The organism is Bacillus benzoevorans (genome assembly GCF_014207535.1).
In the GTDB taxonomy this organism is placed as follows: domain Bacteria; phylum Bacillota; class Bacilli; order Bacillales; family Cytobacillaceae; genus Bacillus_BD; species Bacillus_BD benzoevorans.
In genome coordinates, this window is the sequence record NZ_JACHGK010000006.1 from 1 (window position 1) to 15725 (window position 15725).

The 15725-nt window shown below is 41.0% G+C and carries 13 protein-coding genes and 1 rRNA gene; 5 read left to right on the forward strand and 9 right to left on the reverse strand.

Going from position 1 to position 15725, the window contains the following annotated elements:
* The 9 genes from HNR53_RS09825 to dnaA form a co-directional block, all read right to left on the reverse strand.
* Window positions 1–95 (reverse strand): 16S ribosomal RNA (locus HNR53_RS09825); the annotation flags it as partial.
* 315 nt (window positions 96–410) lie between these two features.
* Window positions 411–1499: an HD-GYP domain-containing protein gene (locus HNR53_RS09830; protein ID WP_184525424.1), complete on the reverse strand. Its 1089-nt coding sequence runs from the start codon at window positions 1497–1499 to the stop codon at window positions 411–413.
* 129 nt (window positions 1500–1628) lie between these two features.
* Window positions 1629–4193, reverse strand: a complete 2565-nt coding sequence (gyrA, locus tag HNR53_RS09835) for a DNA gyrase subunit A (protein ID WP_184525426.1) — start codon at window positions 4191–4193, stop codon at window positions 1629–1631.
* A gap of 126 nt (window positions 4194–4319) precedes the next feature.
* Entirely contained in the window at window positions 4320–6242 is a 1923-nt protein-coding gene (gene gyrB / locus HNR53_RS09840) for a DNA topoisomerase (ATP-hydrolyzing) subunit B (RefSeq protein ID WP_184525800.1), read from the reverse strand.
* A gap of 144 nt (window positions 6243–6386) precedes the next feature.
* Entirely contained in the window at window positions 6387–6635 is a 249-nt protein-coding gene (remB, locus tag HNR53_RS09845; protein ID WP_184525428.1) for an extracellular matrix regulator RemB, read from the reverse strand.
* 9 nt (window positions 6636–6644) lie between these two features.
* Window positions 6645–7763, reverse strand: coding sequence for a DNA replication/repair protein RecF (recF, locus tag HNR53_RS09850; RefSeq protein ID WP_184525430.1), 1119 nt, complete (start codon window positions 7761–7763; stop codon window positions 6645–6647).
* A 55-nt stretch (window positions 7764–7818) separates the two neighbouring features.
* Complete coding sequence (gene yaaA, locus HNR53_RS09855; RefSeq protein ID WP_184525432.1) at window positions 7819–8034, reverse strand: S4 domain-containing protein YaaA; 216 nt, start codon at window positions 8032–8034, stop codon at window positions 7819–7821.
* A gap of 146 nt (window positions 8035–8180) precedes the next feature.
* On the reverse strand, window positions 8181–9317 hold the full coding sequence (gene dnaN, locus HNR53_RS09860) for a DNA polymerase III subunit beta (RefSeq protein ID WP_184525434.1): 1137 nt from the start codon (window positions 9315–9317) through the stop codon (window positions 8181–8183).
* Between the two features lie 258 nt (window positions 9318–9575).
* Window positions 9576–10919 carry a chromosomal replication initiator protein DnaA gene (dnaA, locus tag HNR53_RS09865; RefSeq protein WP_184525436.1) on the reverse strand — a complete coding sequence of 448 codons (1344 nt, stop codon included), beginning with the start codon at window positions 10917–10919 and terminating at the stop codon, window positions 9576–9578.
* A 763-nt stretch (window positions 10920–11682) separates the two neighbouring features.
* Between dnaA and rpmH the strand changes: the two genes are divergently transcribed.
* The 5 genes from rpmH (at window position 11683) to mnmE (ending at window position 15714) form a co-directional block, all read left to right on the forward strand.
* Window positions 11683–11817, forward strand: coding sequence for a 50S ribosomal protein L34 (gene rpmH, locus HNR53_RS09870; protein ID WP_066059809.1), 135 nt, complete (start codon window positions 11683–11685; stop codon window positions 11815–11817).
* A gap of 96 nt (window positions 11818–11913) precedes the next feature.
* Window positions 11914–12294 (forward strand): ribonuclease P protein component, encoded by a 381-nt coding sequence (gene rnpA / locus HNR53_RS09875; protein ID WP_184525438.1) that lies wholly within the window; start codon window positions 11914–11916, stop codon window positions 12292–12294.
* Window positions 12295–12613: 319 nt separating this feature from the next.
* Window positions 12614–13390 (forward strand): YidC family membrane integrase SpoIIIJ, encoded by a 777-nt coding sequence (gene spoIIIJ / locus HNR53_RS09880; protein ID WP_184525440.1) that lies wholly within the window; start codon window positions 12614–12616, stop codon window positions 13388–13390.
* Complete coding sequence (jag, locus tag HNR53_RS09885) at window positions 13387–14007, forward strand: RNA-binding cell elongation regulator Jag/EloR (protein ID WP_184525442.1); 621 nt, start codon at window positions 13387–13389, stop codon at window positions 14005–14007. Before spoIIIJ ends, jag begins: the two co-directional genes overlap by 4 nt.
* A gap of 327 nt (window positions 14008–14334) precedes the next feature.
* The gene (mnmE, locus tag HNR53_RS09890; RefSeq protein ID WP_184525802.1) at window positions 14335–15714 is read left to right on the forward strand and encodes a tRNA uridine-5-carboxymethylaminomethyl(34) synthesis GTPase MnmE; all 1380 of its coding nucleotides are present in this window, start codon (window positions 14335–14337) and stop codon (window positions 15712–15714) included.
* The last annotated feature ends 11 nt before the right edge of the window (window positions 15715–15725 follow it).

Genomic DNA, 15725 nt, shown 5'->3' on the forward strand with positions numbered 1-15725 from the left:
ACTTTTGGGAGCAAGCTCCCAAAAGTCCGCTCGACTTGCATGTATTAGGCACGCCGCCAGCGTTCGTCCTGAGCCAGGATCAAACTCTCCAATAAAGAGTTGAATAGCTCATAAAAATGTCTTTTTTAGTAAAAGACTTATAATAAACGTTGACTTTTTATTGTTCAGTTTTCAAGGAGCAATTCTCCATCGCTCATAGGCGACTTTTATAATATAACATTTATCAGTTATGGAGTCAATATTTTTTTGAAAAATATTTTCAAAATCACTGACTGCGTTGCTGACTTTTAATATTATAACAGCCTTACCTATGTGGCGCAAGAGTTTTTATTATAAAGATGAAAAAACTTTTATTGCCTGTAAATAATGTAAAGCGAAAACCGGAAAATCCCTGAGCAGTTACACTTCAGTTAAGGATTGGAAACACTTTGTGAAAGGCCGATGATTTCATCGATATATAAAAATCGTTCCTCCAGCATATTGATGAGTTGCCCGGTATTCGTGATTTTTACTAAAGGTCTTACCAGATGATTTCTATTTACAGCTAATACCTCGCCTATTTCCCCGTTGGACAGCTTTACGATACTTCCTTGCGAAAGATGAATGATACCTTCTCCCAGCGCTTTTATTACTGCTAGATCTAACTTTCCGAAATAATCCTGCTCCATTAATTCAAGAACCTTATATGGGGATTGTTTACTTCTATACAAACGCTCTGATGTCATAGCATGGAAAATGTCCGCTGCCGCTATGATTTTTGCCTTTGGGTGAATTTCATTTCCTTTCAGACCGAAAATATAGCCGCTTCCATCCATTCTCTCATGATGCTGGATAATAGCAACCTTTGCTCCTTCGCTTAAAAAGGGGATATTTTTGGCCATGTTATAGCTGTAACTGGCATGAAACTTGATTTCCTTGTACTCTTTAGCTGTTAAAGGCGACTTTTTCTGTAAAACACTTGACTCTATTTTAGACATGCCGCAGTCTGCGAGAAAACCCGCTAAAGCCGTCTGTACAATTTCCCCCTTCGAAAACTTTAGTCTCGCGGCAATAAAGGCACTGATTAGTCCGACAGCGGTCATATGCTGGTATAAGTACTCCTCTTCATTTGATAATCGATGCAAAAGGGAAATGTTATCAGGACCGGTCTCTATTTTTTCAAGAAGAGGGAGCAGTATCATTCTGATTCGAGTTATATCGACAGGTACCCCTGATTGCCACAGTTTAAATTCCGCTTTACTTGCCTGTACCGCGTGAAGATAAGCGGTAATAAAATCATCCTTTTCACCATTTTGTACTGCATTACCGTCGGGAATAAATGCGGTGCCATTAACGAGGACACTGCCAATTTCTACGGAAGGAACTAAGAATGCCTGCAAAATTGCGATTAATTCATTCGTTAGGACGGTTTGCTTAGGAATAAGCGGACGATTTGTCATTCCATACACATCTTCAATTAAAATGCAGCCTGGCTGTAATTCTCTTACCAGTACCCGCATAGGGCTTCACCTCGCGATATAATAATACACCTATTTTACTAGGACTATAGACTCAAATACAATGAAAATGAAGTAAATATAGCAAAGAATCAAAAAAGAGGCCGCGTTTGAACGCTGCCTCTTTTACAATTACTCTGTATCTGACTCATCTTCAATCAGACTTTCCTCTTCTGCTCTCTGTTCGGAACCTTCTTCAGAACCCGTTTCGGAATGTCCTTCGTTTTCTTCAGACAGTTCCTCTTCTACTTCTTCAGACTCTTCTTCTCGTTCAACCTTTGCCACAGTTGCAACATATTCGCCATCGCCTTCATCAAGGCGAATCAGTTTTACACCCTGAGTATTACGTCCCATTGTTGAAATATCGCTGACAGGCATGCGGATCAGGACACCGCCGGTTGTAATGAGCATGATGTCTTCCTCACCAGTTACTGCCTCCATTGAAACGAGACGACCGTTTTTCTCCGTTATATTACATGTCTTAATTCCTTTACCGCCCCTGTGCTGCAGACGGTACTCCTCAGCAGGTGTTCGTTTCCCATAACCATTCTGGGTTACAATCAGGATTTCAGAGTCTTCTTCAAGAACTTCCATGCCGATGACTTCATCATCGTCATCAAGCGACATTCCTTTAACACCTGTGGCGGAACGGCCCATTGAACGGACATCTGTTTCGTGGAAACGAATTAACAGACCTTTTTTCGTACCAATGATAATATCCTTATTCCCGTCAGTTAAACGTACGGAAATGAGTTCATCTCCCTCCCGTAAACCTAGGGCAATTAAGCCGTTGTTACGGATATGGGCAAATGAAGTAATTGGCGAACGTTTCGAGATACCATGTTTCGTTGTGAAGAATAGGTTCCAATCCTCTTCAAATTCTGCCACCGGAATAATAGCGTTAACCCACTCATCCTTTTCAATCCCAAGCAGGTTAATGATGGGAATTCCCTTCGCAGTCCGGCTGAATTCCGGAATTTCATATCCCTTTGCACGATATACCTTTCCCTTGTTTGTGAAAAATAGAATCGTATCATGGGTAGAGGTTGTGACTAAATGTTCAACGAAATCATCCTCATTCGTTCCCATTCCTTGAATCCCCCGACCGCCGCGCTTTTGGGCACGGTAAGTGGATACAGGCAGACGTTTAATATAATCATTATGCGTTAAGGTAATGACAATACTTTCACGCGGGATTAGATCCTCATCCTCAATCTCATCAAGACCCCCTGCTGTAATTTCTGTACGGCGGGTATCATTGAAGCGTTCCTTGACTTCCGTTAATTCTTCGCGGATAATTTCAAGGATTTTTTCATCATCGGCTAAAATAGCCTTTAATTCAGCAATAAGCGCCACTAACCCTTGATATTCCTCTTCAATTTTTTCACGTTCCAAACCGGTTAGACGCTGCAAACGCATATCGAGAATAGCTTGTGCCTGCTTTTCTGATAAATTAAACTGCTCCATTAATCCGGCACGGGCAATATCGGTTGTCTGAGAGTTCCGGATTAAATTAATCACAGCGTCTAGATTATCAAGGGCAATCCGCAAGCCCTCTAAAATATGGGCGCGGGCCTCTGCTTTCCGCAATTCGAATTCTGTTCTTCGTCTGATCACAACTCTTTGGTGATTTAAGTAATGTACGAGACATTCTTTTAAATTCAAGACCTTCGGTTCGCCGTCAACCAAAGCAAGCAGGTTCACACCGAAGCTTGTCTGCAATGCCGTATGCTTATAAAGATTATTTAGAAGCACATTGGCATTAGCATCCTTGCGGACTTCAATGACAATGCGCATTCCTTCGCGGTCAGACTCATCACGGAGATCGGTAATGCCGTCGATCTTTTTCTCCCTTACCAGTTCGGCAATTCTCTCAATTAATCGCGCCTTATTGACCTGATAAGGAATTTCGTTAACGATAATAACTTCTTTTCCGTTCGATTTCTGCTCAATTTCAACCTTGGCGCGAAGTTTAAGCGAACCGCGGCCTGTCTCGTAAGCCTTGCGGATTCCGCTCCGCCCTAAGATCAATCCTCCGGTAGGAAAATCAGGACCAGGTATAATATCCATTAATTCCTGGATACTAATATCAGGATCCTTACTTACTGCAAGCACACCATCAATGACCTCGCCAAGCTGATGCGGCGGTATATTGGTTGCCATCCCGACTGCAATACCGGATGTTCCATTTACAAGTAAATTAGGAAATCTAGCCGGAAGAACGGCAGGTTCCTTCTCTTCGCCATCATAGTTCGGCTGGTAATCGATTGTATCTTTATTGATATCGCGCAATAGCTCCATCGAAATCTTTGACATTCTCGCCTCTGTATAACGCATCGCTGCTGCAGAGTCCCCGTCAATGGAGCCAAAGTTTCCATGACCGTCTACGAGCATATAGCGGTAGTTGAAGTCCTGTGCCATCCGGACCATGGTTTCATAAACCGCCGAGTCACCATGGGGGTGATACTTACCAATTACATCCCCTACGATACGTGCCGACTTTTTATATGGCTTATCTGCATGCATTCCCAAATCATGCATCGCATATAAAATACGGCGGTGGACCGGCTTTAAGCCATCCCGTACATCCGGCAATGCCCGTGACACAATAACGCTCATGGCATAATCTAAAAAGGACGTCCGCATTTCCTGGCTGATATTAATCTCTTTTACTTGGGATTTTGGCGTCTCATCCATCTATAATACCTCCCCGACTAGAAACGAACCTTTTCATTTCTATAACCTGCTTTTTTTACAACCAACTTTGAATATAGAATATTGTTCAGGCAAAGAGCCGTATCTTACTGCGCACTGTTTATGATTCTATATATCAAGATTCTTAACAAATAGGGCATTTTCTTCGATAAATTGACGGCGCGGCTCTACTTTATCCCCCATAAGCATTTCAAAAGTTTCATCCGCTTCAATGGCATCCTTTAAGTTTACCTGAAGCAGTGTCCGCGTTTCCGGATTCATTGTTGTTTCCCACAGCTGTTCTGGATTCATTTCCCCGAGACCTTTGTAGCGCTGCACATTCGGCTTTGGTGAGTCCGGAAATCTTGCCATTATCTCCTCAAGCTGAGCCTCATTATAAGCATACTCGATTCTTTTTCCAGCCTGTACCTTATATAACGGCGGCTGAGCAATATAAATATAACCCGCTTCAATGATTTTTCTCATATAGCGGTAGAAGAATGTTAAAAGAAGCGTCCGGATATGGGCACCATCGACATCGGCATCTGTCATGATGACAATCTTATGGTATCTTGCCTTTGAAATGTCGAAGTCCTCGCCGATACCAGTTCCGGCAGCGGTAATCATTGCTCTGACTTCATTATTCGATAGAATCCGGTCGAGACGTGCCTTCTCCACGTTCAGGATTTTCCCGCGGAGCGGCAGGATGGCTTGGTAGTGGCGGTCGCGCCCCTGCTTCGCAGAGCCGCCTGCAGAGTCACCCTCAACGATGTAAATTTCACTGATTGAAGGATCCTTTGAAGAACAGTCGGCCAGTTTTCCCGGAAGGCTGGATACTTCTAGGGCACTCTTTCTTCTCGTTAACTCGCGTGCTTTCTTCGCAGCCATTCTCGCTCTTGTCGCCATTAATCCTTTTTCGACAATTTTCCGCGCAACCGATGGATTTTCTAGTAAGAACTTTTCCAAATGCTCGGCAAACAGGGAGTCTGCAATCGTCCGAACTTCAGAATTCCCGAGCTTTGTTTTCGTCTGACCTTCGAATTGCGGGTCAGGATGCTTAATGGAAATAATGGCTACTAACCCTTCACGGACATCCTCACCAGAAAGATTCTGTTCACTCTCCTTCAGAAGTCCATTTTTCCGTGCATAATCATTAATTACTCTCGTAAGGGCTGATTTAAAGCCGGATTCATGCGTTCCACCCTCATACGTATGGATATTATTGGCGAATGAGTAGATGTTGCCAATATAGCTGTCATTGTACTGCATGGCAATCTCAACTGAAATTCCGTCCCGTTCTGCCAATATATCAATCGGTTCCTCAAAGAGCACTTCCTTTGACCGATTTAAATGTTCTACATATGACTTAATTCCGCCCTCATAGTGGTATTCAGCTTTCTTATTCTCCTCACGTTTATCCTCAATGTTAATGTTTAATCCGCGGTTTAGGAAAGCCAGCTCCCGGATCCTGGTCGCCAGGATATCATATTCAAATTCAATTGTTTCTTTAAAAATCTCCGGGTCTGGGACGAAGTGAGTAATCGTTCCTGTTACTTCTGTATCACCAATAATTTGCAGGTCGGTAGCTGGAACGCCCCTTTCAAATTTCTGATAATGGATATGTCCGTCCCGGTGAACCCATACCTCTAATATGGTGGAAAGCGCATTAACAACAGAGGCACCCACACCGTGCAGGCCACCGGAAACTTTATAGCCTCCGCCGCCGAATTTCCCGCCTGCATGGAGTACGGTTAAAATCGTTTCAACAGCAGGACGTCCTGTTTTTTCATGGATACCGACAGGAATACCACGACCGTTATCCTTCACTGTAATACTATTATCTTTTTCGATAGTCACATCAATTTTTGTACAATAACCGGCCAGCGCCTCATCAATACTGTTATCGACAATTTCCCAGACTAAATGATGAAGACCTCTTGAACTTGTTGAACCAATATACATTCCAGGCCGTTTGCGCACTGCCTCAAGCCCCTCGAGGACTTGTATTTGATCGGCTTCATAAGACTGTTCAGGAACTGCATTTTGTTCCATAGCCATATCAGTCACCTACACTTTCCTTTGCTATGATTTTCCACCCATATATTCTTATCACAAGAAAATTTATAGAACGATTGACAGCAGGGTAAAGCCGCCATTACCCTGTAAATCGCTAATCTGTATATATTGAAATTTATCTTAAAATTCCTGTACGGATAATTTTTGTGTCCTTTTTTTCAAAGTACTTGTTGCCAGTGGGGAATAATAGATTCGTTCCGTTGTCACGATAATGGACTTAATTGATTCCTGTTTTTGATGGAATGAGGCTTCTGCCTGGTGATGATGAAATTTATCCATATTTGTTGAAGATTGAATACTTTCTTTATCAATAATGGCTATAATATCTTTTGTGTCGACTAGTGTTTCATCGCCCAAATAAATATACAAATAATCACCTCACTGTATTCTTTCCATCGTTCCCACTTTCACATGGAAGGTGGATGCCTCCTTTAAGGTTTGATGAGCAATTCCATCAACACTTGTTGTTGTGACAAAGGTTTGAACCTTCCCCTGTATCGTATTTAATAAATGCGATTGTCTATAATCATCGAGTTCCGACAGAACATCATCTAATAAAAGAATAGGATACTCTCCAATTTCAGAATGTATAAGTTCAATTTCAGCTAATTTGATTGATAACGCTGTTGTCCTTTGCTGCCCCTGTGAGCCAAATGTCTGTACGTCCCGGTCGTTGACATGAAAAATTAAGTCATCACGCTGCGGACCAAACAAAGTGACACCGCGATCAATCTCCCGTTGTCTGACTTGTGCAAATTTATTCTGATATACATCCATCATCATCGACAAATCTTGTCCTTCTGATACATTTGCAGATGACTTATACTTGATTTTTAACATTTCGAGACCTCTAGAGATCCCTTCATGGATCGGCTGTGCCCAGTTTTGCAGCAAATGCAGAAATTCAAATCGCTTTATGATAATTTTGGCTGCTGATTGAATGAACTGGTCTGTTAAAATTTCCAGCATTGTTTCGTCTGTTTGCTTCCGCGATTGAAGCAGTTTTAAATAATGATTTCTTTGCTGCAAAATCTTATTTAACTGTCCCATTTCATGTAAATAGACAGGGGAAATCTGCCCAATCTCCATATCAATAAAACGCCGCCTTACTTGAGGGCTGCCCTTGACTAAATTAAGATCTTCGGGCGCAAACATAACGACATTCATATTACCTACGTACTGACTGAGTTTTTGCTGTTCAATATGATTGAATTTTGCCTTTTTCCCTTTCTTTGAGATGGTCAATTCCATCGGGACAGAGCCATTATTTTTCTGCACTCTACCTTCTATTTTAGCATATTCCGTATCCCAGCGAATAAGATCTTTATCATTTGATGTTCGATGAGATTTGGCCATAGCTAGAACATAAATTGACTCCATCACATTTGTTTTTCCTTGAGCATTTTCACCAAGGATGACATTGACTTTATTCTCAAAGGAAGCATCCAGCTGATCGTAATTACGAAAATTTTTCAAGTGTAATTGTTTAATAAACATCCACTTCATCCTTTACAGAAAAGCGCGAGCACATTTGCCGGTAGTAAGATTGAGCTCATTGAGCAATCGTAAAAGTTTTATTAACCCCTTTAATTTCAACCTTATCACCGTGACGAAGCTTTCTTCCGCGCCGCTGATCCTGTTCTCCATTGATCAGCACTTCATATTCGCTTAAAAACCATTTGGCCATACCACCGGTGGAAATTAAATCCGCTAACTGGAGAAACTGGCCAAGGGTGATATATTCTGTATTAATTTTTATCTGTTCCATTGCCATTCACTCTTTCATGGAATTTGATTTAATATTTAATTATAGCAAACAATTCCTTTTTAAACAAAAAGAGCGGAATAAAATAATTTTACCATTTTTTCCCGTCCCACAGGAAAAGCCGCCGGCAAATGCGGCAGCTTTTGATTTTAGTAAGTCCGTACAGGCAGAATAAGCTGAAGGATCGAATCATCATTGATCGGGCAGATAATAAACGGCCGCATAGCACCGGTAAAGCTGATTTTTATATCTGTTCCTTCTAACGCTTTTAATGCATCCATCATATATTTTGCACTGAATGAAATTTTTAGTTCTTCGCCCTCGAGTGACTGGCTTTTTATTTCTTCAACAACTTTCCCTACCTCGGGAGTGTTGGAGGAAATTTGAATGTCTCCAGTTTCAATCGTTGACAGTTTTACAACATTATTGCGGCTCTCTCTTGCCAGCAATGAGGCACGGTCAATAGCCTGAAGGAATTCCTTTGTTTTTAAAACGATATCCGTTTTGCTCTCATTTGGAATGAGTCTGGATGTATCAGGATAGTTTCCCTCCAGCAGTCTTGAGAAAAATAATAAATGCTTCGCTTTAAATAAAACCTGGTTTTCTGTAATGACAATTTCGATCCCCTCGTTATTGTCAGCCAATATTTTACTCAATTCATTCAGGCTCTTCCCTGGAATGACCACATTATAGATTGCATCCTCTGCTAAATCGATAGGAGCCTTTCTTAAAGCCAGCCGGTGGCTGTCTGTTGCAATACAGATCAGCTGGTTATTTTCAACCTTCCAGTTGACACCTGTCAAGATAGGCCGTGTTTCTGAGGTGGACACGGCGAAGACGGTTTGGCGGATCATGGCTTTCAGCAGGTCTGTAGGAACGGTGAAGACATTGTTCTCCTCTACTTGCGGCAAATGTGGATATTCATCTGCGTCAAGTCCGATTAAATTAAATTCTGAAGTTCCGGAGCGAATGACCGTTTGCATGGATGAATGTACTTCTATTTCAACTTGATCTGTAGGGAGCTTCTTTACAATTTCGCTGAAAAACTTAGCCTGCAGTACAATGGCACCATGCTGTTGGATATCCACAATGATTTTATCCTCTTCTTCTTTTGGAATAAAAGACTCAATGGATACATCTGAGTCACTTCCTGTTAGGGTTACTCCTTCATCCGATGCAACAATTTTAATTCCAGTTAATATCGGAATCGTTGTCCTGCTCGATACAGCTTTCATCACATCTTGAACACTTTGAACTAAGTGATCGCGCTGGATTACGAATTTCATAATTAATCCTCCGTCTTGCTAATTTTATATATTATTTTTATTTAAAAAAATAGTAGTAATAGTAATAGGGCCTGTGATTATGTGGATAACCCATGATCAGGCACGGAAATACAGTCTATCCACATGTGGACAGACTGTGGGCAAGTGGATCAAAGTTATACACAGACATGTGGGCTATTCAGAAATAAAAAAAGAGAATTCTTAAAGATAAACGAAAGAAAGAGATAGAAAATCAAATGCGCCTTCTGCTGAATAAAGTTACACCTTCAATTCTTCTTGTATGTCCTTCAGCTGCCTTTGTAATTGAGTGTCTGTTTTCAGCAGGTTGGAAATCTTTTCATGGGCATGAATAACAGTCGTATGGTCCCTTCCTCCAAATTCTTCCCCGATCTTTGGCAGGGAAAGATCCGTTAACTCTCGTGACAGGTACATAGCAATTTGCCTCGGAAATGCCACCGTTTTTGTTCTTTTCTTCGCTGTGAAATCCTCTAATTTCACATTATAGTGTTCCCCGATAACGCGCTGGATTTCCTGGACGGTAATGATTTTCGGCTTAGAGCTCGGAATGATATCCTTTAACGCCTCAGCGGCCAGGTCCGCATTAATATCTTTATTAATTAATGACGAATATGCCACAACACGGATGAGTGCCCCCTCCAGTTCGCGGATATTAGAATCAATTTGATTCGCAATATAGAGCATGGCCTCATTTGGGATATCAAGCCCGTCTGCTTTCGCCTTTTTCCGCAAAATCGCAATTCTTGTTTCTAAATCCGGCGGCGTGATATCCGTGATTAATCCCCATTCAAAACGTGAACGCAGGCGGTCTTCAAGAGTTGGGATCTCTTTAGGCGGGCGGTCACTGGAAATGACAATTTGTTTACTCTCCTCATGAAGAGTATTAAAAGTATGGAAAAATTCCTCCTGGGTTGATTCTTTTCCGGCTAAAAACTGAATATCATCAATTAAAAGAACATCGACACTTCGATATTTATTGCGAAATTCCTCAGCTTTGTTGTCGCGGATTGAATTGATAAATTCATTCGTAAATTTCTCGGAAGACAAATAAACAACCTTGGCTGCCGGATTATGCTCCAGTACATAATGACCGATGGCATGCATCAAATGGGTTTTTCCTAATCCAACCCCCCCATAAATAAATAAGGGATTATAGGCCTTCGCCGGTGCCTCGGCAACAGCGAGCGATGCTGCGTGGGCGAAACGGTTTCCGGATCCGATGACAAAGGTATCAAACGTATTTTTCTTGTTTAACATATTTGGCGGGAATTCAGAGTGAAGTTCGTCTTTTTTTACTTTAGGCGGAGTTTGTAACTGTTCTCCATCTTCCGTCTGGTTTTGCGGGATGATAAATTTAACGCCAAATTCTTCTCCGGTAATTTCATAGAGAACGCCTGCTATTAAAGGGGAGTAGCGTTCTTCAAGCCAATCACGTGCAAATTCATTTGGAGCGGTAACGACTAAAGAATTACCTTGCAGGGAATGGGCCTTAGTGGATTTTAGCCATGTGTCAAAGCTAGGCTTACTGACTTTTGTTTGAATATCGACCAATGTCCTATCCCAAAGATCCGCAATATTTTCCAAAAATTTTCCCTCCTTTGCAGATGTTTCGCTAAAAAACAATAGGTCATACGGAGCGTACAACCTATTTCTATCTCTCTATACGAAACTGAAATGTGGATAAATATATAATAAGGAAATAAAATAACATTTCGACAATATCCACTGTCTGTGGACAATCTATATCAACTGGAGTGGACAAGTTGTCAACATGTTATCCACAATCTGTGGATATGTTCAGTTTGTGGATAAATTACTAAGTGTAAAAACAAAAATATAATATCAGATTATAGTAAGGCTTGCAATGCCTTTTATAGATTTATCCACAGCTGTCACATGCTGTGATTAATAAATATCCACAGGTAGTTGATTTGTGAAAAAGATGTCAATATATGTTGTGGATAATGAAAAATGCTGTTGAAAATTTATCCACAAGCAATTAATGTGGAAAAATGAAGCTTGCGCTCAGATATGATCTTTGTAAAAGAAACGGGTAAAAATAAAAATGCTGCTGAAAATGGCTCAATCTTTAGGTAGTTCCCAGAGGAATAACTCGGCAAGAAAATATAAAAGGGAACGATTAAGTATTCTTTCCATGATATTTTTAATATAAAATTAAATTTCCCGTGACATTCGGAGAAATTCACGGTAAAATTTTTTAGGTGAGAAAAGGGAAGTATTTATCATTTTTAGGTAATACTTTACTTAAGAGTTGACTTTTTATATGATCCGTAATTATAATAAGAGGACTGTCTGAAGAAGCAATCTCTATTAGGAGGTGTAATATATGAAAAGAACTTATCAACCAAATAAACGTAAACACAGTAAAGTTCATGGATTCCGCAGCCGGATGAGCAGCGCAAACGGACGTAAAGTTCTAGCCCGCCGTCGTCGTAAAGGAAGAAAAGTATTATCTGCCTAGGCCACTGAAATGTCAGTGGTCTTTTTTCTCATTACCGAAAAAAGGCGGATATTTGCGAACAAATTTGTTAATGAAGTAAATATAGGGGCAGCGCGTATGAGAAAAGAATTTCGAGTAAAGAAAAATAAAGATTTTCAGGAAATATTTAAAAAGGGAATGTCTGTGGCCAATAGGCAATTTGTCGTTTATACATTAAAAAGGCCCGATCAGGTTCATTTTCGGATTGGTTTGTCTGTCAGCAAAAAAATTGGCAATGCGGTGATGCGAAACCAAATTAAGCGCTACATCCGGCAGGCATTCCATGAATTTGAAGGACAATTACATAATGCAGCGGATTACGTCATTATTGCACGTAAACCTACCGCCGAAATGGACTTTTTTGAAGTGAAAAAGAGTCTTACTCATGTTCTGAAGCTGGCGAAGGCCTTAAAAAGAGCAAAAAATAATGAAAATAAACCGGTTCGTGAAGAGAATTGAGAAAATACGCTTACTTTTCATGACTTTTAAAAGCGTTTACTGGTAAAAGATGATAAAATAATTTTTGTATGAAATGAACTATAGAAAATGCAGATCAAATTCGCCCCGGCGAATTTGCGCCCGGATTTTTTCGAGCTCGCTCGAAAAGTTTCCTTTAAAAAATCCGTGGCATCCGCCGGAGGCTTAACTGCATTCAGCCAGGGTTTGAACTCTGAATGAACTAGAGAACCCTTTGTATTCATCCCTTAACTTTAGAAGTGGAGGACTTCTGCTGAATGCAGTTAAATATTTTGACTTAAACTTTAAGGAGGAAGGTTGGTTGAGGAAAAAAATATTTTTACTAATCGGCTTCATTCTTCTCATCACGCTGCTTAGTGGCTGTGCACAAGTTAATGAGCCGATTACTCCTGAAAGTGAGGGCATCTGGAATAAATACATCGTTTATCCATTGTCCTGGTTTATTGTAAAAGTGGCGGATTTTGCCGGGGGCAGCTTTGGCTTGTCCATTATTATCGTTACGATTATCATTCGTTTGATTATCCTGCCGCTTATGATTAAGCAAATTAAGAGTTCAAAGGCAATGCAGGCAATTCAGCCGGAAATGAAGAAATTAAAAGAAAAGTACAGTTCAAAGGATCAGAAGACACAGCAACAGCTGCAGGAAGAAACGATGAAATTATTCCAGCAGTATAATATCAATCCGCTTGCCGGATGTTTTCCGATTCTGATTCAAATGCCGATCCTGATTGGTTTTTATCATGCGATTATGCGGGAACCAAAGCTGCAGGAACATGCTCAATTTCTATGGTTTGATCTATCAGCACCGGATCCCATCTTTTTATTGCCGATTTTGGCAGGGGTGACCACTTTTATTCAGCAAAAAATCTCGATGGTTGGAATGGAAGATAATCAGCAGATGAAGATGATGCTGTGGATGATGCCGATCATGATCGTTGTGTTCGCCTTCAATTTGCCCACAGCGTTGTCACTATATTGGGTAGTGGGTAATATCTTCTCAATTGTTCAAACTTACTTTATTAAAGGGCCGGAACTTAAAGCTGCAGCTGCCGGCAAATCGGGGGGAGCCAAAAAGTGAAACAGGTTACTGCTACAGGACAAACTGTCAAAGAAGCAGTGCAATCAGCTTTAGCTCAACTACAGACAACAGAAGATCGTACAGATATTTCGATTATCGATGAGGGCAAGAAGGGGATTTTTGGTATCTTCGGAACCCGCCCTGCAGTCGTAAAAGTAACGGTTAAAGTTGATCCCATTGAAGAGGCAGGAAGATTTTTAACAGATGTCAGCGAAAAAATGGGTGTAAAAGTAACGATCGAGACCGAGAAAAATGGAAAGCAGGTTAAATTTAAGCTTTCCGGTGAGAAAATTGCACTTCTTATTGGAAAAAGAGGACAAACGTTAAATTCCCTACAGTATTTGACACAATTAGTCATTAACCGTTATTCCGAACAGTATTTGAATGTATTGCTGGATGCAGAGGATTACCGCGAAAGAAGAAATGAAACATTGATTCATTTGGCTGAACGGCTGGCACAAAAGGCTGTCAAAACAGGTAGAGAAGTGGCGTTGGAGCCAATGCCGGCATACGAAAGGAAAATAATTCATGCCGCTTTAGTAGATAATAAAAGAATTAAAACCTACTCAAGCGGAGAAGATCCGTATCGCCATATTGTCATAACACCAAATAGATAAGTTCAAAGAGCTGATCCATCAGGATCAGCTCTTTTTTTTACATATAAATGCATCCCATTTGCTAGAAAACAAGTCGGCATTCCTCCCCACAAGCTCCCTCTTTTTTGGAAAATATTATAGCAGTATGGTGTTTTTTATTCGTTTCTTAAGTGCTTTATTGTTATTCACATGTGGATAAGTTAAAATGGAATAATGAAAACGTAGAATTGTGGATAAAATGAAACTTTTATTAGTAATAAAACTGCATCGTTGTGATATTTTCATAAATTAGTGATCATAATGGTTGAATAAGAGTGGACGATAAATGAAGGGGTGAAAAGGTTGGAATTGGAGACCATTGCGGCGATATCTACGCCAATGGGTGAAGGCGCTATTGCGATAGTCCGTTTAAGCGGCGCTGAGGCATTGCCTATTGCCGGCAGACTGTTTCGCAGTCCCGGGGGGAAAAAAATAGAGGAAGTACCAACCCATACGATCCATTATGGGCATATTGTAGATCCAGTATCAGAGGAAGTTGCTGAAGAGGTAATGATCTCGGTGATGAAGGGACCTAAGACTTTTACAAGAGAAGATGTTGTTGAAATTAACTGTCACGGAGGGATTGTTTCCGTTAATCGCGTATTACAGCTTTGTTTGAAAAATGGGGCACGATTGGCGGAACCTGGTGAGTTTACGAAAAGGGCCTTTTTGAATGGACGGATTGATTTATCACAGGCAGAGGCCGTAATGGATTTAATCCGGGCCAAAACGGATCGGGCGATGAATGTGGCCCTTGGGCAGATGGAAGGAAGATTGTCCAAGCTCATTATGAAGCTGCGCCAGGAATTAATAGAGACCCTTGCACAGATTGAAGTAAATATTGACTATCCGGAATATGATGACGTGGAAGAAATGTCGCATAGAATGCTCGAGGAAAAGGCGGCATATGTGAGAGCGGAGATTGACCATTTACTGCAAACCTCACAGCAGGGGAAAATTCTACGCGAAGGCTTATCGACGGTTATTGTCGGAAGACCCAATGTAGGAAAGTCCTCGCTTTTAAATTGTCTTGTACAGGAAAATAAAGCGATTGTAACAGATATCCCTGGAACGACACGCGATGTGATCGAAGAATTTGTCAATGTACGCGGGGTGCCGCTGCGCTTATTAGACACAGCAGGAATTCGCGAAACAGAGGATATCGTCGAAAGAATTGGTGTCGAACGTTCAAGAAAGGTTCTGAAAGAAGCCGATTTGATTTTACTGGTGTTGAACTATTCTGATGTTTTGTCGAAAGAGGATGAAAATCTCTTTAAAGCCGTTACAGGAATGGATGTAATCGTGATTGTCAATAAAACCGACCTGCAGCAGCAAATTGATATGGAACGTGTCCAGGAGCTTGCCGGCAAGGCGAAAATCATTACTACATCATTACTTGAAGAACAGGGTGTTGATGATCTGGAGCAGGCGATTGCTCAGCTTTTCTTTACCGGAGCGATTGAGGCTCAGGATATGACCTATGTATCAAACAGCCGCCATATTGCCTTACTAAATCAGGCATTACAGGCGATAGAAGATGTCATCAGTGGAAATGAAATGGGGACACCGATCGATATTCTGCAAATTGATTTAACGAGAACATGGGAACTGTTAGGGGAAATCATCGGTGAAAGCGTGCAGGACAGCTTAATTAATCAGCTCTTCTCGCAGTTCTGTTTAGGGAAATAGAAAACAATTTG

Bases quoted from the DNA above. Each gene is read 5' to 3' on its own strand.
- HNR53_RS09830 (WP_184525424.1), bottom strand. From the start codon at position 1,499: ATGCGGGTACTGGTAAGAGAATTACAGCCAGGCTGCATTTTAATTGAA.
- gyrA (WP_184525426.1), bottom strand. From the start codon at position 4,193: ATGGATGAGACGCCAAAATCCCAAGTAAAAGAGATTAATATCAGCCAG.
- gyrB (WP_184525800.1), bottom strand. From the start codon at position 6,242: ATGGAACAAAATGCAGTTCCTGAACAGTCTTATGAAGCCGATCAAATA.
- recF (WP_184525430.1), bottom strand. From the start codon at position 7,763: ATGTTTATTAAACAATTACACTTGAAAAATTTTCGTAATTACGATCAG.
- yaaA (WP_184525432.1), bottom strand. From the start codon at position 8,034: ATGGAACAGATAAAAATTAATACAGAATATATCACCCTTGGCCAGTTT.
- dnaN (WP_184525434.1), bottom strand. From the start codon at position 9,317: ATGAAATTCGTAATCCAGCGCGATCACTTAGTTCAAAGTGTTCAAGAT.
- rpmH (WP_066059809.1), top strand. From the start codon at position 11,683: ATGAAAAGAACTTATCAACCAAATAAACGTAAACACAGTAAAGTTCAT.
- rnpA (WP_184525438.1), top strand. From the start codon at position 11,914: ATGAGAAAAGAATTTCGAGTAAAGAAAAATAAAGATTTTCAGGAAATA.